At 71.1% G+C, this 18,368-nt stretch carries 15 protein-coding genes; 8 read left to right on the top strand and 7 right to left on the bottom strand.

What is annotated here, in order from left to right:
• Positions 1-287: 287 nt before the first annotated feature.
• The gene (locus tag ACZ6KY_RS08840; RefSeq protein ID WP_469309598.1) at positions 288-1,676 is read left to right on the top strand and encodes an OFA family MFS transporter; all 1,389 of its coding nucleotides are present in this window, start codon (positions 288-290) and stop codon (positions 1,674-1,676) included.
• Positions 1,676-3,082, top strand: coding sequence for an OFA family MFS transporter (locus ACZ6KY_RS08835; RefSeq protein WP_469309597.1), 1,407 nt, complete (start codon positions 1,676-1,678; stop codon positions 3,080-3,082). Before ACZ6KY_RS08840 ends, ACZ6KY_RS08835 begins: the two co-directional genes overlap by 1 nt.
• A gap of 148 nt (positions 3,083-3,230) precedes the next feature.
• Here ACZ6KY_RS08835 and ACZ6KY_RS08830 read toward each other — a convergent pair whose 3' ends face one another.
• The 4 genes from ACZ6KY_RS08830 to ACZ6KY_RS08815 all read right to left on the bottom strand — a co-directional run bounded on the left by ACZ6KY_RS08830 (position 3,231) and on the right by ACZ6KY_RS08815 (position 6,580).
• Complete coding sequence (locus ACZ6KY_RS08830; protein WP_469309596.1) at positions 3,231-3,905, bottom strand: GntR family transcriptional regulator; 675 nt, start codon at positions 3,903-3,905, stop codon at positions 3,231-3,233.
• A gap of 156 nt (positions 3,906-4,061) precedes the next feature.
• The gene (locus tag ACZ6KY_RS08825) at positions 4,062-5,009 is read right to left on the bottom strand and encodes a beta-ketoacyl-ACP synthase III (protein WP_469309595.1); all 948 of its coding nucleotides are present in this window, start codon (positions 5,007-5,009) and stop codon (positions 4,062-4,064) included.
• Between the two features lie 136 nt (positions 5,010-5,145).
• Positions 5,146-5,280: an MFS transporter small subunit gene (locus ACZ6KY_RS08820; protein ID WP_453281428.1), complete on the bottom strand. Its 135-nt coding sequence runs from the start codon at positions 5,278-5,280 to the stop codon at positions 5,146-5,148.
• Complete coding sequence (locus tag ACZ6KY_RS08815; RefSeq protein ID WP_469309594.1) at positions 5,249-6,580, bottom strand: OFA family MFS transporter; 1,332 nt, start codon at positions 6,578-6,580, stop codon at positions 5,249-5,251. Before ACZ6KY_RS08815 ends, ACZ6KY_RS08820 begins: the two co-directional genes overlap by 32 nt.
• A 154-nt stretch (positions 6,581-6,734) precedes the next feature.
• On the opposite strand from ACZ6KY_RS08815, the gene ACZ6KY_RS08810 reads away from it, so the two are divergent.
• On the top strand, positions 6,735-7,985 hold the full coding sequence (locus ACZ6KY_RS08810; RefSeq protein ID WP_469309593.1) for a 2-dehydropantoate 2-reductase: 1,251 nt from the start codon (positions 6,735-6,737) through the stop codon (positions 7,983-7,985).
• 248 nt (positions 7,986-8,233) lie between these two features.
• The gene (fdhD, locus tag ACZ6KY_RS08805) at positions 8,234-9,097 is read left to right on the top strand and encodes a formate dehydrogenase accessory sulfurtransferase FdhD (protein ID WP_469309592.1); all 864 of its coding nucleotides are present in this window, start codon (positions 8,234-8,236) and stop codon (positions 9,095-9,097) included.
• Between the two features lie 73 nt (positions 9,098-9,170).
• Here fdhD and ACZ6KY_RS08800 read toward each other — a convergent pair whose 3' ends face one another.
• Entirely contained in the window at positions 9,171-9,986 is an 816-nt protein-coding gene (locus tag ACZ6KY_RS08800; RefSeq protein ID WP_469309591.1) for a LysR family transcriptional regulator, read from the bottom strand.
• 139 nt (positions 9,987-10,125) lie between these two features.
• Between ACZ6KY_RS08800 and ACZ6KY_RS08795 the strand changes: the two genes are divergently transcribed.
• Complete coding sequence (locus ACZ6KY_RS08795; RefSeq protein ID WP_469309590.1) at positions 10,126-10,854, top strand: SDR family oxidoreductase; 729 nt, start codon at positions 10,126-10,128, stop codon at positions 10,852-10,854.
• Positions 10,855-10,905: 51 nt separating this feature from the next.
• On the opposite strand, the gene ACZ6KY_RS08790 is transcribed toward ACZ6KY_RS08795, so the two are convergent.
• Positions 10,906-11,448, bottom strand: a complete 543-nt coding sequence (locus ACZ6KY_RS08790; protein WP_469309589.1) for an isochorismatase family protein — start codon at positions 11,446-11,448, stop codon at positions 10,906-10,908.
• 461 nt (positions 11,449-11,909) lie between these two features.
• On the opposite strand from ACZ6KY_RS08790, the gene ACZ6KY_RS08785 reads away from it, so the two are divergent.
• Positions 11,910-13,745, top strand: a complete 1,836-nt coding sequence (locus ACZ6KY_RS08785; RefSeq protein ID WP_469309817.1) for an exo-alpha-sialidase — start codon at positions 11,910-11,912, stop codon at positions 13,743-13,745.
• 143 nt (positions 13,746-13,888) lie between these two features.
• On the opposite strand, the gene ACZ6KY_RS08780 is transcribed toward ACZ6KY_RS08785, so the two are convergent.
• A complete protein-coding gene (locus ACZ6KY_RS08780; protein WP_469309816.1) occupies positions 13,889-14,995 on the bottom strand; it encodes a bile acid:sodium symporter family protein in 1,107 nt (368 codons plus the stop codon).
• 171 nt (positions 14,996-15,166) lie between these two features.
• On the opposite strand from ACZ6KY_RS08780, the gene ACZ6KY_RS08775 reads away from it, so the two are divergent.
• Both ACZ6KY_RS08775 and ACZ6KY_RS08770 read left to right on the top strand, forming a co-directional pair.
• Positions 15,167-16,039 (top strand): LysR substrate-binding domain-containing protein, encoded by an 873-nt coding sequence (locus ACZ6KY_RS08775; RefSeq protein ID WP_469309588.1) that lies wholly within the window; start codon positions 15,167-15,169, stop codon positions 16,037-16,039.
• A gap of 309 nt (positions 16,040-16,348) precedes the next feature.
• Positions 16,349-18,175: an AMP-dependent synthetase/ligase gene (locus ACZ6KY_RS08770; protein WP_469309587.1), complete on the top strand. Its 1,827-nt coding sequence runs from the start codon at positions 16,349-16,351 to the stop codon at positions 18,173-18,175.
• The last annotated feature ends 193 nt before the right edge of the window (positions 18,176-18,368 follow it).

Here is an 18,368-nt window from a genome sequence, read left to right as displayed (position 1 = left end):
ACCCTCCGCGCGAGCGAAGGACGTCACCCGATGAAACAGGAACCCGGCTCAAGGCGAGCCGTCCCATCGACGCGCGCGGCAGGGATGTCGGGGGGCCGCTCATGACATGAGTGTGCGCGGGGGGGGGGGGGGGGGGGGGGGGGGGGGGGGGGGGGGGGGGGGGGGGGGGGGGGGGGAGCCCCCCCCCCCCCCCCCCCCCCCCCCCCCCCCGGGACCCGTGAGCGCACGAAAGGCATTTGGCAGGGGGCGCTGACCAGATCTTTCGACGCAAGGGGTGCTCGATCGACATGACAATCACCGACTACTCGACTGCGGTCCCTCATCGGGAGGTGAGGGACCGCCACGGCCGCGTGTACCGGGTCGGCGAGACCGACATCGACATCATGGGCCGCGGACGCGCGTGGATGGTCTTCCTGCCCTGGGTGGGCATGCTGGGCGTCAGCTCCGCCGCGTACGCGTTCACCTCGGCCGAGGACACACTCCACGAGGCCCGTCCGTGGAGCAGCGGACACATCTTCTGGCTGATGGGCGTCTGGATCTTCTTCCAGGCGGCCGTGGCCTTCCCTGCCGGGCGACTGCGTGAGAGCGGCAGGCTCCCCGCCCGTACGGCGATGCTGCTGGGCGCGCTCGGCACCCTGCTCGGCTATCTGTCCCTGGCGTTCGCGCCGCATGTGACGGTCGCCTGTCTCGGCTTCGGCGTGTGCGGCGGCATCGGCGCGGGTCTCGTCTACGCGACCTGCGTGAACACGGTCGGCAAGTGGTATCCGGAGCGCAAGGGCGGCAAGACGGGCTTCGTCAACGGCGGTTTCGCCTACGGGTCCGTGCCCTTCGTCTTCCTGTTCACCTCGTACCTGGATCCGGGCGACTACCGGGGCGTCCTGGTGGGCGTCGGTCTGCTCTGCTGCGCCCTGGTCGCGGTGGCCGGCTGGTTCTTCGAGGACCCGCCGAAGGGCTGGTGGCCGGCCCACGTGGACCCGCTGAAGGTGCCGGACGACCCGAAGATCCGGCGGGCGCTGGAGAAGAACCCGCCGTCGGTGAAGCAGTACACCCCCAGGGAGGCCGCGCGGACCCCCGTGCTCTGGATGATGTGGCTCTGTCTGCTGTGCACGGCCGGGATCAACATCTTCGGCATCGCCTTCCAGGTGCCGTTCGGCAAGGACATGGGCTTCGCGGGCGGGATCGTGGCCACGGCGATGTCCCTGAAGGCCGTCGTCAACGGCACCGGGCGCGGGGTCATCGGCTGGATATCCGACCGCTTCGGGCGGCGCCGAACGCTGATCGTCGTGTGTCTGGTGCTGGGTTCCGCCCAGTTCGGTGTCCTGGTCTCCGGCCGGCTGGGCAGCATGCCGTTCTTCCTGTTCTGCTCCATGGTCTCCGGCTTCGGCGGCGGCGCGATCTTCCCGCTGTTCGCGGCCATGACGGCGGACTACTTCGGCGAGAACAACAACGCCTCCAACTACGGGATGGTCTACAGCTCGAAGCTCGTCTCGGGCCTCGTGGGCTCCGGCATGGGCGCGGTCGTCGTCGGCGCGTGGGACTACCACGGCGCCTTCGTGCTCGCCGGGTCCGTCGGCCTGGCGTCCGCCGTACTGGCCCTGTTCCTCAGGGCACCGGGCCGGCCGCGGGCCCGCGGCATCGTTCCCAATCCGCACCCGCTCGGCGAGGAGATGGCCTGATGACGACGGAACCCATCGCGGAGAAGGACACGCCGGACGACCCCGGCGCCCCGGGGCGCGCGTACCGGGAGGTCACGGACGCCCGGGGCCGTGTCTACCGGGTCGGCGAGACGGACCGGGACATCCTGGGCCACTCACGGAAGTTCATGGTGTACCTGCCGTGGGCCGCCATGATGGCCATCAGCGTCTTCGAGTACGCGTACGGCTCGGCCGAGGACACCCTGTCCCACGCCCACGGCTGGACGCAGAGCAACACCTTCTGGATCCTGAGCATTTGGGTCTTCTTCCAGGCGGGCATAGCCTTCCCCGCCGGCTGGCTGCGGGAGAAGGGCATCCTGACGGCCCGCAAGGCCATGTACACGGGCTCGGTCATGTGCGCGGTCGGCTTCCTCGCGCTCTCGCACCTGAGCAACGTCCTGCTGGCGATCCTGGGTTTCGGGGTCATCGGCGGCGTCGGGTCCGGCCTGGTGTACGCGACCTGCATCAACATGGTCGGCAAGTGGTTCCCCGAACGCCGGGGCGCGCGGACGGGATTCGTCAACGGCGGATTCGCGTACGGCTCCCTGCCGTTCATCTTCATCTTCAACTACGCCTTCGACACGGCCAATTACCACCGCGTACTGGACCTCATCGGCTGCTACGTGATGATCGTGGTGCTGTCCGCCGCGTTCTTCTTCAAGGACCCGCCGAAGAACTGGTGGCCCGCGGACATCGACCCGCTGACGTACGGCGGTTCCGCGAAGGGCGCCGCGAGTCTGTCCAAGAACCCTCCCGCCGTGAAGCAGTTCACCCCCAAGGAGGCCGTCAGGACCGGCATGCTCCCGCTGATGTGGATCGCGCTCGTGATGACGGCGGGTGTGTCGATCTTCGGGATCTCCTTCCAGGTCGACTACGCCAAGGACGTGGGATTCGGCCCGCTGGTGGCGGCCTCGTCGATGGGCGTGATGGCCGTCGTCAACGGCGTCGGCCGGGGCGTGGTGGGCTGGCTGTCCGACACCTGGGGCCGCAAGCGGACCCTGGTCTTCGTCATCCTGGTCCTCGGGCTCGCGCAGTTCGGCGTGATCTGGGCCGGTGACATCCACAGCGAGGCGCTGTTCCTGTTCTTCGCCTTCCTCTCCGGGTTCGGCGGCGGGGCCTTCTACCCGATGTTCGCGGCCCTGACCCCGGACTACTTCGGTGAGAACTACAACGCCACCAACTACGGGCTGGTGTACAGCGGAAAGCTGGTCAGCGGTCTGTTCGGCGGCGGGCTCGGCTCGATGGTGGTCGCCGCCTGGGGCTACGACGGCGCGTACGCGCTGGCCGGCGGCATCTCCATGGTGGCGGCCGCGGTCGCCCTGCTGCTGCGGCAGCCGGGGCGCAGCACGGCGGACACCACGGCACCACGGCCACAACCGGTCGGCTGAGCACGAGCCTTCCTCACGAGGGTGGCCCTCTCCGCGACCTGGCGGAGAGGGCCACCCTCGGATGCGTGCGTGCGCCGGTCCCTGCCGGCGTCCCCGCCCGGCTCGCGCAGCGCCGGACGAAGTGGGTGGGGCGGGTCCGCTCGCGGGACTACTTCTCGCGGTCGTGGTACATCTTCCGCGTGTGCTCCGTGTGGGCCCGCATGACCGCGGTGGCCCGCTGTCCGTCGCGTTCCGCTATCGCGGCGATCAGTTCGCGGTGTTCGGTCCAGGACTGCAGGCCGCGCTGCCGGGCCACCGGCGTGTAGTACCAGCGGACCCGGCGGTCGACCTGCGCGGCGAGCTCGGCGAGGACCGTGTTGCCGGCGAGCTCCATGACCTTGGCGTGCAGCCGCGCGTTCATCGCGACCGCGGCGTCCACGTCGTCCTCGGCGACCGCCCGCTCGCCCTCGGCGCACAGGGCTTCGAGCGCGCCGATGGCGGCGGTGCCCGCGTTGGCGGCGGCGAGCCGGGCCGCTTCGGCCTCCAGGAGCGTACGGACCGTGAGGAGCTGGTCCGCCTCCTCCTCGGTCGGCTCGTGCACGAACGCGCCCTGGGCGGGACGCAGATCGACCCAGCCCTCGGTGCTCAGCCGCTGGAGGGCTTCGCGCACGGGCTGCCGGGACACGCCGAGATGGCCGGCGAGTTCGCTCTCGACGAGGTGCTGGCCCGGCCGGAGGGCGCGGGTGGTGATGAGTTCGAGCAGCGCCTCGTAGACGCGGTCACGGAGCGGACCGGGCCGTTCGAGCTTGGGTACCGCTCCCTGAGGCAGTCCTGTCGACAACATCACGGTCCCTCCTGGGCAGCGCCGTCGCCGCGATAGGAAAGTCGATTGTCCATTGTCTTTCGCCTACAGTCTACGGCGCGCAAACGCATGGCAGGCAGAGGAGTCGGGCTTGTCACACCCGGGGACGCGAGGGCCGGACGAGCGGCTCGGGCCGTCTCACGGGCAGCGGACGACCTGGCCCGCGTAGGAGAGGTTGCCGCCGAAGCCGAACAGCAGGACCGGGTCGCCGGTGGAGATCTCGCCGCGCTCGACGAGCTTGGAGAAGGCGAGCGGGATGCTCGCGGCTGAGGTGTTCCCGGACTCGACGACATCGCGCGCGACGACGGCGTTGACCGCGCCGATCTTCAGGGCGAGGGGTTCGATGATGCGCAGGTTGGCCTGGTGCAGGACGACTCCGGCGAGGTCCTCGGGCACGAGGCCGGCCCGCTCGCAGGCCTTGCGGGCGATCGGCGGGAGCTGGGTGGTGGCCCAGCGGTAGACGCTCTGCCCCTCCTGCGCGAACCGCGAGGGGGTGCCCTCGATGCGTACCGCGTTGCCCATCTCGGGCACCGAGCCCCACAGCACCGGTCCGATGCCGGGCTCCTCGCCCGCGGGGCAGGCCTCGACGACGGCGGCCCCCGCGCCGTCCCCGACGAGGACGCACGTGGTGCGGTCGGTCCAGTCCGCCACGTCGCTCATCTTGTCGGCGCCGATGACCAGCGCCCGGGTCGCGGCACCGGCGCGCACGGCGTGGTCGGCGGTGGCGAGGGCGTGGGTGAAACCGGCGCAGACGACGTTGACGTCCATCGCGGCCGGCGAGGGGATGCCGAGGCGGGCGGCGACCCGGGCGGCCATGTTCGGGGAACGGTCGACGGCCGTGGAGGTGGCCACGAGGACGAGGTCGATGTCGCCGGGCGTCAGACCGGCCGAGGCGAGCGCCTTGGCGGCGGCGTGCGCGGCCAGCTCGTCGACCGGTTCGTCGGGCCCGGCGATGTGGCGGGTCCGGATGCCCACGCGGCTCCTGATCCACTCGTCACTGGTGTCGACCAGGCCCGCCAGGTCCTCGTTGGTGAGTACCTTGGCGGGCTGGTAATGGCCGACGGCGGCGATCCGTGAGCCGTTCATGAGTGGTCCCCCTCGTGCTTCGGGTAGCGGGATCCACCAGTCTGTTCCGTGACTCACGGGTACGACGGCAGGTGATGCCACAGGATTGCGACGCCAGGCTTGTCGGCTTCTGTCAGGCCCTCGGAAGCCCGAACACCTACCCCGAGAACAGTTGCGTCGCCTTCTGTACGAGCTCGTAGAGGCCGTAGCACAGGGGTGCGCCCACCCACAGCCAGGCGAAGGCGATCAGCGCTCGCCGGTCAGGCGGACTCGGGCTGCTGTCGTGCGACATCGGCGGCCTCCCTCGGTGCGGGGATGTGGTGGCGGGCGTGCACGGGCCGTACGAACTCGTTCGCGGCGAAGCCGACGGCGAGCAGCCCGATCATGATCAGGAACGACAGTTCGTACAGGGACGCGCCGTGCTTGCCTGCCGCCTTCTGGTGGTCCGCGATCCGGTTCACGATCAGCGGGCCGAGGACGCCGGCGGTGGACCAGGCGGTGAGCAGCCTGCCGTGGATGGCGCCGACCTGGTAGGTGCCGAACAGGTCCTTCAGATACGCGGGGATCGTGGCGAAGCCTCCGCCGTAGAAGGAGAGGATCACCAGCGCGCTCAGGATGAACAGGGGTTTGGAGGAGTCCCCGAGCCAGGCGATGAGCGCGTACATCAGGGCGCCGACCCCGAGGTAGACGCGGTAGATGTTCTTGCGTCCGATCAGGTCGGAGGTCGAGGACCAGCCGATGCGGCCCGCCATGTTCGCCGCGGACAGCAGGGCGACGAACCCTGCGGCCGCCGAGACGGACACCGGCGTGGAGGTGTCCCCGAAGAAGTCAGTGATCATCGGGGCGGCCTTCTCCAGGATGCCGATGCCCGCGGTCACGTTCATGCAGAGAATGATCCACAGGCACCAGAACTGCGGGGTGCGGACGGCGTTCCGCGCGGAGACCTGGACCCCGTCGAGCGCGCTCGGCCCGGACACGGCCGGTTTCTCGCCGCGCGGCACGCGGACCAGGAGCACACCGAGCGTCATGAACACGGCATACGTCAGCCCGTGCACGAGGAACGCGAGCGCGATCCCCGAGGAGTCCGAACCGAACGACTTCAGCATCTGGGCGGACCACGGCGAGGCGATCAGCGCGCCGCCGCCGAATCCCATGATCGCGATGCCGGTGGCCATCCCGGGCCGGTCCGGGAACCACTTGATCAGCGTGGAGACGGGCGAGATGTAGCCGATGCCGAGACCGGTCCCGCCGACGAAGCCGTAGCCGAGGACGATCAGCCAGTACTGCTCGGTGGCGGCGCCGAGCGCGGAGATGAGGAAGCCGGAGGAGAAGCAGACGAGGGCGACGGTCATCGCCCAGCGCGGACCCTTGCGCTCGACGAGCGTGCCGCCGAACGCGGCCGACAGGCCGAGCATCACGATCGCGAGCTGGAAGGGCAGCGCGCTCTGGGTTCCGCTGAGGCCGAGCGCGGATTCGAGCGGCGGCTTGAAGACGCTCCAGGCGTAGGCCTGGCCGATGGAGAGATGGACCGACAGGGCGGCCGGCGGGACGAGCCAGCGGCTCCAACCGGGCGGTGCGACAGGAGGGCTCATGATCCGGGACGATAGGAAGCGGTCGCTCGGCTGTGAAGCGGCGTGACGCGAACTCGTCGACCGTATGCGATGAGCGGTATCCCTGACGCGACGAACGGTCACGGGGCGGGCCTGAGGGCGAGCCCGGCCGGACACCGCCGGACCCGGGAGGGCCGTGTCGTCGACGGTCCGGCACGCGGTCGTACGGACCGCGGGGCCCGGTCGGACACCGCCGGGCCCGGGATCCGGCCGTGTCGTCGACGGTCCGGCGGGCGGTCGTGACGGTCCGGCGGGCGGTCGTACGGACCGCGCCCCGCGGACACCGTACGAACGGCTCCTGATACCCCTGCCGTCGTCCCACCCCTTGCCCCCGCCCATTCCATCCTGTAGACAATATTTCGTCGACAGAGTTCGGAAGTTCCTCGGTACCCTCGACCGAACGGAGCGCCACACAGTGAGAGTCGCAGTTCTCGGCGCCGGTGCGATCGGCGCCTACGTCGGCGCCGCTCTGCACCGCGCGGGCGCCGACGTGCATCTCGTCGCCCGTGGACCGCATCTGGCGGCCATGAGGCAGCACGGCGTCCACGTCATCAGCCCGCGCGGGGACTTCACCGCGCGCGTCCACGCCACCGACGACCCGGCCGACATCGGCCCGGTCGACTACGTCTTCCTCGGCCTGAAGGCCAACTCGTACGCGGCGTGCGGGCCGCTCATCGAGCCACTGCTGCACGGCACCACGGCGGTGATCGCCGCCCAGAACGGCGTTCCCTGGTGGTACTTCCACCGGCACGGCGGACCCCACGACGGCCATCGCGTGGAGAGCGTGGACCCGGGCGGCGCGGTCAGCGCGGTGCTGGCGCCGGAGCGGGCCGTCGGATGTGTCGTGTACGCCGCCACCGAACTGGAGGGACCGGGCGTCGTCCGTCACCTCGAAGGCACCCGGTTCTCCCTCGGGGAACCGGACCGGTCCGTCTCGGCGCGCTGCCGGGCGTTCAGCGACGCCATGCGGGACGGCGGGCTGAAATGCCCGGTCGAACCGGACCTGCGCAACGACATCTGGCTCAAGCTGCTCGGCAACATCTCCTTCAACCCGATCAGCGCGCTGGCCCGTGCCACGATGCGGCAGATGTGTCTGCACGGCGGAACGCGCAAGGTCATCGAGATCATGATGACCGAGACGCTGGCCGTCTCCGAGGCCCTCGGCTGCGAGGTGGGCGTGTCCATCGAGCGGCGTCTCGCGGGTGCCGAGCGCGTCGGCGACCACCGCACCTCCACGCTCCAGGACCTGGAGCGCGGCAAGCCGCTGGAACTCGACGTGCTGCTCGCGGCCGTCGTGGAACTCGCGGAGATCACCGGGGTACCGGTGCCGACACTGCGTACGGTGTACGCCATCTCGGATCTGCTCGCGCTGCGGACGGCGGCATGAGCGCGGAGCGGGCCGCCGACGGCCGGGGCCGGGGGCGGCCCGCTCCGCGCGTACGGGACCACCGGACCGCGGCGCGTGCAGGTGTCCGGACCGTGGCGCGCATGCGGGTCCGGCCCGCGGCGGGCATGCGGGACAATGAGGACGTGAAGGTCGCCTCCCCGCCCGACGATCCGGTGACCCGCACGGCAACCGCCGCAGGAAGGGCCGATCCGGCCGGCCGCACGTACGGAAGCGGGACTGATCACGTCATGGGACGAGTCACGGAACGACGCAAGGTGATCCGTGTCCGGGACGGTGCCGTGAGCACCCGCCCGGACACGCTCGTCGCCGAGGAACCGCTGGAGATCCGTCTCAACGGCAAGCCTCTGGCGATCACCATGCGCACCCCGGGCGACGACTTCGCGCTGGCCGCGGGCTTCCTGGTGAGCGAGGGGGTGCTGGGCCGGGCCGACGAGCTGCAGAACATCGTGTACTGCGCGGGCGCCACGGTGGACGGCTCCAACTCGTACAACGTCGTCGACGTACGGACGGCGCCCGGTGTCGTCATCCCCGACATCTCGCTCGAACGCAATGTGTACACGACGTCGTCGTGCGGTCTGTGCGGCAAGGCGAGTCTGGACGCGGTCCGTACGACCGCCCGCTGGACCATCGACGACACGGAGGGCGGCACCACTCCCCCGGTGCGGCTGGAGCCCGACCTGCTCGCGGTCCTCCCCGACCGGCTGCGCGCGGCCCAGCGGGTCTTCGACCGGACCGGGGGCCTGCACGCGGCGGCGCTGTTCACCGAGGACGGCGAGCTGGTCGACGTACGGGAGGACGTGGGCCGGCACAACGCGGTCGACAAGCTGGTCGGCCGCGCCCTGCGGAACGGTACGCTCCCGCTCTCCCGGACGGTCCTGCTGGTCTCCGGCCGGGCCTCCTTCGAGCTGGCGCAAAAGGCGGTGATGGCGGGCATCCCGTTGCTCGCGGCGGTCTCCGCTCCGTCGTCGCTGGCCGTCGACCTGGCGGCGGAGACCGGCCTGACCCTGGTCGGCTTCCTGCGCGGCGCCAACATGAACGTGTACGCGGGCGAGCACCGCATCGCCCTGCGGGCCACGGCCGCCCAGGGCTGACACCGGCTCCCCGCGGCACGGCGGCGGGGCCCCGAACGGCGGGGAGCGCCCCCTGCGCCGGCGGGGCCCCGCCTCAGCCCCGAACCTCCGCGACCTCGGCGAACGCGGCGATCAGGGGCGTGCGACGACTGCTGTCCCAGGCCAGGAACACCTGGTCGGGCGGCGCGTCCGTGACCGGTACGTACGTGATGTCCGGGCGTGAGTACTGCTCGGCGACGGACTCCGGCACGAGGGTGATGCCGGCCCCGCCCGCCACGCGCTCGAACTTCTCCTCGATGGTCCGGATCGGCAGATCGTCCGGCCCGGGGTCGGAGTAGCGCAGCCAGGTCTCGCCCTCCAGGTCGGCGAGGGCGAGTTCCTCCTTCCCGGCGAGCCGGTGGACCGCCGGGAGCATCGCGACCCGGGCCTCGTCGAACAGGGGCAGCAGCGCGAGTCCCCGCTCCTGGATCGGCCGGCGGACGTAGGCGAGGTCGACGGTCCCGTCGAGGATCAGCTGTTCCTGGTCGTCCCATTCGACTCGGCGCGCCTGGACGTCGACGTCGGGATGGGCGGCACCGAAGGCCCGCAGGGCGTGGGTGACGACCACTCCTGCCCGGAAGCCGACGACGAGCCGGCTCGGGCCGCGCGCCGCCCGCCGTACCCGGCGTCGGGTCGCATCGGCGGTGGCGAGCAACGGGCGTGCGTCGTCCAGGAGTTGGCGCCCCGCCGAGGTCAGGGCCACACCGCGGCTGTCCCGTTCGAGGAGCACGGCGTCCAAGTCCTTCTCCAGTGCCCTGATCTGACGGCTCAGCACCGGCTGGGCGATGTGCAGCCGCTCCGCCGCGCGCCCGAAGTGCAGCAGTTCGGCCACCGCCACGAAGTAGCGGACCTTGCGCAGGTCGAGATCCATGACCGCCCTTCCGTCGTAGCACCGACGATGCCTTCAGGGTATCGCCGACGCCGAAAGAGGTCTTGGACGGCGGGGCACGGCCACGAGCAGGCTTGGAGGCACCGGGACGGACCCGGGAATTACGCGGAAGGGAACCGACATGGGTCACAGAGGTCTGCGAGGACAGCGGGTCGTCGTGATCGGCGGCACGGCGGGCATCGGGTTCGCGGTGGCGGAGGCGGTCGCCCGCGAGGGGGCCGAGGTGGTGGTCGCCTCGCGGCGCCCGGAGAGTGTGGACGCCGCCCTGGAGCGGCTGCCGTCGGGCGCGCAGGGGCATGCGCTGGACGCGACCGACGAGGACGGCGTCCGCGGCCTCTTCGGCCGGATCGGCGATTTCGACCACCTGGTCTACACGGCCGGTGAGTCGCTGCTGCTGGGGAGTCTCGCCGAGTCCGATCCGGCGCGGGCCAGGCGCTTCCTGGACACCCGGCTGTGGGGCGCGTACACGGCCGTCAAGTACGGTGCCCCGGCGATCCGCGAAGGCGGCTCGGTCGTCCTGACCACCGGCACGGCCGGGCGCCGGCCGATGCCGGGGACCAGCGTCGCGGCGAGCCTGTGCGGGGCGATGGAGTCGCTCACCCGTGCCCTGGCCCTGGAGCTCGCGCCGATCCGGGTGAACGCGGTCTCGCCGGGGGTGGTCCGCACCGGGCTGTGGCGGGACCTGCCGGAGGAGGACCGCGACGGACTGTTCGCGTCCGCCGCGGCGTCACTCCCCGTCGGCCGGGTGGGCGAGCCGGAGGACATCGCCGAGGCCTATCTCTATCTGATGCGCGGGGGCTACAGCACCGGCTCGGTCGTCGTGGCCGACGGGGGCGGCGTACTGGTGTGAGCCCCCGCGCGTCCACCGCGAGGCCCTCGGCCTCGACCGCGCCGGTGCGGCTCATCCCGCGATGAGCCGCACCTCACCGGCGGTCACGACCGTGCCGAGGCGCGGGAAGTCCAGGCGGACGGAGGCGTCGTGCTCGGGAGCGGTGAACGCGGCCATCGCGTCCTCGACGAAGACCAGGTCGTAGCCGAGGTCGCCCGCGGCGCGCGCGGTCGACTCGACGCCGAGGTTGGTGGCGATTCCGCCGAACACCAGGGTGGAGACACCGTGTTCGCGCAGCCTCTCGTCCAGCCCTGTGCCCTGGAAACCGCCGATGGTCCGCTTCACGATCTCCAGATCACCGTCCGCGACCAGTCCGGCGACGAGTCCACTGCCGGGCGGCTGCTCCGGGACCCCGGACCGCTCGACCCGGATGAGCACGACGAGCGCGCCCGCCTTCCGGAAGGAGGCCGCCAACTCCTCGGCGGTGGCGAGGACTTCGGTCCCCTTGTGCGGCGCCAGGGGCAACGCCACGATGCGCTCCATCAGATCGACGAGCACGAGGGCGGTGCGCGCCGGGTCGAGAGCGAGGCGGGGTTCGGCTTCGGGTGCGGTCATGACGGAACGTTAGCCCGCATCAGCCGTCCGTACCGGAAATCCGGATCAACAAGCCAGTGAACTGCTCTTCGCCGAGCGGACACATGAGCGCGGAAATCTGGCGTGGACACAACCGATGCACGCTTCTTGTGGGGTGCGTGAGGGCCCAAGTAGCGTCTGCGGCGCGAACGTTGGACGTGGGATGTCCAGAGAATCCGGATTGCCCAGCCGCCGTACGAAGGGCAGGTCGCACCATGCCGTCACGCCTCCGCACCCGTCTGAGATCCATCTTCGCCGCCCGCCCGGGACCCGGCGCCCGTACTCGCCCGAGCCCCGCCTTACCCACCCGCCGGGGGGACGGCTCCCGCACTCGCCCGGCCCCCGCCTTGTCCCCCCGTCCGGAGGGCCGCTCCCGCACCCGCCCGAGAGCCGTCTTCGACCTCCGTTCCGGGCCCGGCTCCCGCTCCCGCCTCAAAGCCGCCCTGACCGCCGCTCTCAGCATCGCCGCGCTCGTCGCGCTCCCGGGCACCGCACGGGCCGAACCAGCCACTACGGGCGGCGAGTTCGAACAGCAGGTGTTGTTCAAGGCCTCCCAGGATCCGGGCTACGCCTGCTTCCGCATCCCGTCCGTCGTGCGGACGACCGAGGGAACGCTGCTGGCGTTCGCCGAGGGTCGCGTCCTCAACTGCGGCGACGCGACCGACATCGACATCGTGGTGAAGCGCTCCAGCGACGGCGGGCGCACCTGGAGCCCGCTCCAGGTCGTCAACGACGGAGGCGGGAACACCCACGGCAACCCCACACCGATCGTGGACCGCGAGACCGGCCGGATCGTGCTGGCGGAGACGTACAACACGGGCCGTACGGACAGCGCGAGCTGCGCGGTGCCGTGCGACCGCACCCCGCATCTCCAGTACAGCGACGACGACGGACTCAGCTGGTCGCAGCCGCGCGACCTGAGCGACGAGATCCTGCCCGCGAACTGGAACTCCTGGTACGCCACCGGTCCGGTGCACGGCATCCAGCTCACCCGCGGCCGGCACGCGGGACGCCTCGTCTTCGCCGTCAACACCGAGACCTGGAACGGCAGTCGGGTCACCGCCAACAACGCCGCGCTCATCACCAGCGACGACGGCGGCGACCACTGGGACATCGGGGCGACCGACACCTGGCCGATCGCCGACGACGGCACCTACCGGCAGAAGCCGTCGGAGATGACGCTCACCGAGCGCACCGACGGATCGATCCTGGTCAGCGGTCGCGAGCAGGACGGCACCGACCTCGGGCACCGCACCCAGGCGGTCAGCAGGGACGGCGGCGACAGCTTCGTCTCCCCCTTCCGTGACATCCCGGACCTCTACGCGCCCCAGGTGCAGGGCTCGACCCTGCGCGTCGGCGACCGGATCCTGCTGTCCTGCCCCGCCGACCCGGACCGCCGCCGGACCATGATGATCCGCTCCTCCTACGACGGCGGACGCACCTGGGACAGCGTGGACCGCGGAACGGTCGTCACGACCGACTGGTCCGGCTACTCCGACCTGGTGCGCGTCGACGGCGACGCCGTTGGCCTGGTGTACGAGGGCGGCGCGGTCGACGCGCGCGACGAGATCCGCTTCGCCCGCTTCACCGAGGACTGGCTCCAGCCGCGCCGGGGCCCTGACCCGACGACGGCCGACCTCGCGCCGTTCACCCGGCGGGCAGCGGTCCTCGGCGGCGCGGGACGGACGGCGGGCGTCCTCGGGGACGCGATGGAGTTCGACGGCGTCGACGACGCCGTACGGCTGCCGTATCAGGACCGGCTGCCGCTGGGGACGAAGGACTTCACGGCGTCCCTGTGGTTCCGCTACACGGCCACCAGCGGTGAGCAGCCGCTGCTGTGGATGGGCGGGATCGGTACGACGCAGCCGCAGGTGTGGCTGCGCGGGGAGCCCGCGTCCAACCGGATCACCGGGCTCATCACCACCAGAAACGGCGCGGCGGCCCCGGCCACGGCGTTCGTGCGCACCGCGGGCGCGTTCAACGACGGCCAGTGGCACCATCTGGCGCTGCGCCGCGGCGGGGGACAGCTCACGCTGTTCATCGACGGGACGACGGTCAGCACGGCGGACGTGCCCGGATCGGTGAGCCGGAACTCGCCGTTCGGGGTGCACATCGGCCAACGGATGGACAGCCGGGCGTACTTCACCGGCGCGATCGACGACGTTCGGGTCTACGACCGGGCGTTGAGCGACGACGAGCTGTCGGCGCCGCCCTCGCGACAGGTGACCCGGGACACCGTCCTGTGGCTCCCCCTGGACCGGGTGAGCGGGGACCACTGACGTCCCGTCCGTGCCCGACGACGCACGAGCGCGGCGGCGGAACGGGACCGGGCTCGGCATCCCGCCGGCCCTGGTCCCGGCGGCCGTGCCGCTCACCGTCCTCCCGGACCACGACCGGGAGGACGGTGGCCCGTGCCGTGCCCTCAGCCGGAGCGTGTCCCTGTACCGACCGCGGTTCGTGACGTCGCGGCCGGGGAGACCTGGGACCTGGCGGACCCGTCCGTTCCGGCCGCGGGACCGCCCCTGCCCGTCGTCCCCCCGGTCCCGGACCGCTGGTTCGGACCGGCCGGACCGGACTCGCCGGTCACCTCGGGGTCGCGGGCGCGGCGTTTGGCGATCACCGCGCACACCATGAGCTGCATCTGGTGGAAGAGCATCAGCGGAAGCACCGCGAGCGAGGCGTGCGCGCCGAACAGGACGCCGGCCATGGGAAGTCCGGAGGCGAGCGACTTCTTGGACCCGGCGAACTGGATGGCGATCCGGTCCTCCCTGCCGAAGCGCAGGGCCTTCGCGCCGTACCAGGTGAGGAGGAGCATCACGCCGAGCAGCAGCGCCTCGACGACGAGGAGTCCCGCCAGCCGGACGGCGCTCACCTGGTGCCAGACGCCCTGCACCATGCCCTCGCTGAACGCGGTGTACACGACGAGCAGGATCGAGCCGCGGTCGACGTAGCCGAGGACCTTCTTGTGGCGGGTGATGAAGGCGCCGATCCAGGGGCGCAGCAGTTGCCCGGCCATGAACGGCACCAGCAGTTGCAGCACGATCCTGACGACCGAGTCGGCGGAGAACCCGCCGCCGCCGTTGCCGAGGAGGAGCGCCGCCAGCAGCGGGGTGACGACGATGCCCGCGAGCGACGAGAAGGAGCCCGCGCAGATCGCGGCGGGCACGTTGCCGCGGGCGATCGAGGTGAAGGCGATGGACGACTGGATGGTCGACGGGACGAGGGTGAGGAAGAGGAGGCCGGTGTAGAGGTCGGGCGTCAGGAACACCGGCTCCAGTCCGCGGGCGGCGAGGCCGAGCAGCGGGAACGCCACGAAGGTGCAGATCAGCACCGTGCCGTGCAGCCGCCAGTGTTTGAGTCCGTCCACCGCCTCACGGGTGGACAGGCGCGCGCCGTACAGGAAGAAGAGGAAGGCGATGGCGGCCGTGGACGCGCCGGAGGCGACGTCCGCCGCCGTACCGCCGGCCGGGAACAGGGCGGCGAGGCCCACCGTCCCGAGCAGCAGCAGGATGTAGGGGTCGACCGGCATCCAGCTCGGCCACTTCAGGCGTTTCACGGTGCTCCACTGCTCGGTTGCTCGGTTCGGTGCGTCTGATCGTCGTCGGCGGATCGTGCCCTCTCCATCGTCCTCTCCCGGACTGCGATCGGGAATCCGTCATACCGCTCTGACTGTCATCACGTATCGCGATAACGTGGAGGTGTGTACGACCCGTCCCAGCTGCGTACGTTCCTGGCGGTGGCCCAGACGCTGAGCTTCACGCGGGCCGCCCGGCGGCTGGGGGTGCGCCAGTCCACGGTCAGCCAGCATGTGCGCCGGCTGGAGGACGCGGCCGGGCGGCAGTTCTTCTCGCGCGACACGCACTCCGTCGAGCTCACCGAGGACGGCGAGGCGATGCTCGGGTTCGCGCGGCGGATCCTGGAGGTGCAGGAGCAGGCGACGGCGTTCTTCGCCGGGACACGGCTGCGCGGCCGGCTGCGGTTCGGCGCGTCCGAGGACTTCGTACTGACCCGGCTGCCGGAGATCCTGGAGGGGTTCCGCTCCGACCATCCCGAGGTGGACCTGGAGCTGACGGTCGAGCTGTCCGGCACCCTCCACGAACAGCTCGCCGCCGGGCATCTCGACCTGGTGCTGGCGAAGCGGCGGCCACAGGACCCGCGCGGCGAGCTCGTCTGGCACGACCGTCTGGTGTGGATCGGCGCCCAGCGGCTGCGGCTCGACCCGGACCGCCCGGTCCCGCTGATCGTCTACCCTCCCCCGGGCATCACCCGCGCGCTCGCCCTCGAAGCCCTGGAGCGCCAGGGCAGGCCGTGGCGCATCGCCTGCACCAGCGGCAGTCTCAACGGCCTGATCGCGGCGGCCCGCGCCGGTCTCGGCGTGATGGCCCACTCACGGGGACTCGTACCGCCCGGCCTGGTCCGGGTGCCGGAGCGAGCGGGGCTCCCGGAGCTCGGCGAGGTCGACTTCGTACTGCTGCACGGCCACCGGCGGCCGTCCGCGCAGGGAGCCGCGGACGCGCTCGCGACGGCGATCCTCGCGGGCGGGGACCGGCTGCACGGAGGGCCCCGGAGCTAGCCGCTCGACCCTTGTCCGGAGGCGTGGCGAGAGGCGGGGCGGGGTCCGCACCGGCCGCGGAAGCAGATGTTCCGATTCCACTCCCGGCAGCCTCGCGTTCCGGCGCCGGGTCGTAGCGATTCCGTGGAGATTACGGACCCGAAACCTACGGAGCCGTAAGGAGTTCTGTCCTACCCTTCCCCTTGTGCGGGCATTTCCACGGCTGACCTGTGTGGACACCGCGCCCCTCGCCGGTTCGAGCCCCCTCCCGTCCGGTCGAGCGGTGGGGTAGCTTTCACGGCGCTGTGCGGAGCGCCACGAGGAGCGGTATTGCGCGAGTTCACCAACCCCCCGTTGGCGTCGGCGCCGCCGGTGGGCGGCCTGGCCGACGTCGTCTTCGACCATGCCCAGGAAGACCCGCTCCACATCGCGCTCGGCCGCAAGGACGAGCAGGGACAGTGGCGCGACGTCACCTCGGCCGAGTTCCGGGACGAGGTCCTGGCGCTCGCCAAGGGCATGCTCGCCCAGGGCATCCGCTTCGGCGACCGGGTCGCGATCATGTGCCCCACCCGCTACGAGTGGACGCTCTTCGACTTCGCCCTGTGGACGATCGGCGCCCAGGTCGTGCCCGTCTACCCCACCTCCTCCGCCGAGCAGGTCTTCTGGATGCTGCACGACGCGCAGGTGTCGGCGGTCATGGTGGAGCACGAGGACCACGCGATGACCGTCGCCACGGTCGTCGACCGGCTCCCCCAGCTGCACAAGCTGTGGCAGCTCGACGTGGGCGCGGTGCACGAGCTGTACGAGGCGGGCGCGCACCTCGACGACGAGGTGGTCCACCGGCACCGCCGCGCGGTCACCCCCGAATCGATCGCGACGATCATCTACACCTCGGGCACCACCGGACGCCCCAAGGGCTGTGTCATCTCGCACGCGAACTTCATGTTCGAGGCGGACACCGTCATCACCCGCTGGGAACCCGTCTTCCACTCCAAGCGCGGGGACGAAGCGTCGACCCTGCTGTTCCTGCCGCTAGCGCACGTCTTCGGGCGGATGGTGCAGGTCGCCGCGTTCCGCGGGAAGGTGAAGTTCGGGCACCAGCCCCAGCTGAACGCCTCCGCGCTGCTGCCGGACCTGGCCGCCTTCAGACCCACCTTCTTCCTGGCCGTGCCGTACATCTTCGAGAAGGTCTTCAACGCCGCCCGCCGCAAGGCCGAGAAGGAAGGCAGATCCGGCCCCTTCGAGAAGGCCGTCGACGTCGCCGTGCGCTACGCGGACGCGATCGAGTCCAAGGCCTGGGGCATCGGTCCCGGCCCCTCGGCGGCCCTGCGCATGCAGCACCAGGTCTTCGACAAGCTCGTCTACTCCAAGGTGCGGGCCGCGATGGGCGGCCGGGTCAGGCACGCGATGTCGGGCGGCTCGGCGATGGACCGGCGGCTCGGGCTGTTCTTCGCGGGCGCGGGCATCACCATCTACGAGGGGTACGGGCTCACCGAGTCCACGGCCGCCGCGACCGCCAACCCGCCCGAGCTCACCCGGTTCGGCACCGTCGGACAGGCGATCCCCGGTACCACCGTGCACATCGCGGACGACGGCGAGATCTGGCTGCACGGCGGCAATGTGTTCCAGGGCTACCTCAACAACGACAAGGCCACCGACGCCACCCTGCACGACGGCTGGCTGGCCACCGGGGACCTCGGGTCCCTGGACGAGGACGGCTACCTCACGATCACCGGGCGCAAGAAGGAGATCCTGGTGACCTCCGGCGGCAAGAGCGTCTCGCCGGGCGTGCTGGAGGAGCGGGTGCGCGACCACCCGCTGGTCGCGCAGTGCATAGTGGTCGGCAACGACCGGCCGTACATCGCGGCGCTCGTCACCCTCGATTCCGAGGCCGTCGAGCACTGGCTCCAGATGCGCGGCAAACCGCCGCTGTCCGCCGGCGATCTGGTGCGCGACACCGATCTGGAGACCGAGGTGCGGCGCGCCGTGGTCGCCGCGAACACGCTGGTCTCGCAGGCCGAGTCGATCCGTACGTTCCGGATTCTGGCCAACCAGTTCACCGAGGAGCACGGTCTGCTGACGCCGTCGCTGAAGCTGAAGCGCCGGGCGATCGAGAAGGCGTACTCGACGGAGGTCGAGGCGCTCTACCGGACGTAGTCCCGGGCGGGCGGGCCCGGATCCTCGCCGAGGCCGGGCATCACGACGACTTCGCCCCTCCTTCCGCCGGCTCGCCTCCGGCTTCCCTCCGGTGTCTCTGGCGCGATCGATCGGATCATTTCAGCCAATCTTCGATTCCTCGGACCGGGAGCCCGGTCAGGAATGCATCACGGCCCGTGATCGTTAACCATAC

The organism is Streptomyces sp. NPDC042002, assembly GCF_055588305.1.
The sequence above is the reverse complement of the archived record's forward strand: the minus strand, read 5'-3'. Positions and strand labels throughout refer to the sequence as shown.

Bases quoted from the DNA above. Each gene is read 5' to 3' on its own strand.
- ACZ6KY_RS08840 (WP_469309598.1), top strand. From the start codon at position 288: ATGACAATCACCGACTACTCGACTGCGGTCCCTCATCGGGAGGTGAGG.
- ACZ6KY_RS08835 (WP_469309597.1), top strand. From the start codon at position 1,676: ATGACGACGGAACCCATCGCGGAGAAGGACACGCCGGACGACCCCGGC.
- ACZ6KY_RS08830 (WP_469309596.1), bottom strand. From the start codon at position 3,905: ATGTTGTCGACAGGACTGCCTCAGGGAGCGGTACCCAAGCTCGAACGG.
- ACZ6KY_RS08825 (WP_469309595.1), bottom strand. From the start codon at position 5,009: ATGAACGGCTCACGGATCGCCGCCGTCGGCCATTACCAGCCCGCCAAG.
- ACZ6KY_RS08820 (WP_453281428.1), bottom strand. From the start codon at position 5,280: ATGTCGCACGACAGCAGCCCGAGTCCGCCTGACCGGCGAGCGCTGATC.
- ACZ6KY_RS08815 (WP_469309594.1), bottom strand. From the start codon at position 6,580: ATGAGCCCTCCTGTCGCACCGCCCGGTTGGAGCCGCTGGCTCGTCCCG.
- fdhD (WP_469309592.1), top strand. From the start codon at position 8,234: ATGGGACGAGTCACGGAACGACGCAAGGTGATCCGTGTCCGGGACGGT.
- ACZ6KY_RS08800 (WP_469309591.1), bottom strand. From the start codon at position 9,986: ATGGATCTCGACCTGCGCAAGGTCCGCTACTTCGTGGCGGTGGCCGAA.
- ACZ6KY_RS08795 (WP_469309590.1), top strand. From the start codon at position 10,126: ATGGGTCACAGAGGTCTGCGAGGACAGCGGGTCGTCGTGATCGGCGGC.
- ACZ6KY_RS08790 (WP_469309589.1), bottom strand. From the start codon at position 11,448: ATGACCGCACCCGAAGCCGAACCCCGCCTCGCTCTCGACCCGGCGCGC.
- ACZ6KY_RS08780 (WP_469309816.1), bottom strand. From the start codon at position 14,995: ATGCCGGTCGACCCCTACATCCTGCTGCTGCTCGGGACGGTGGGCCTC.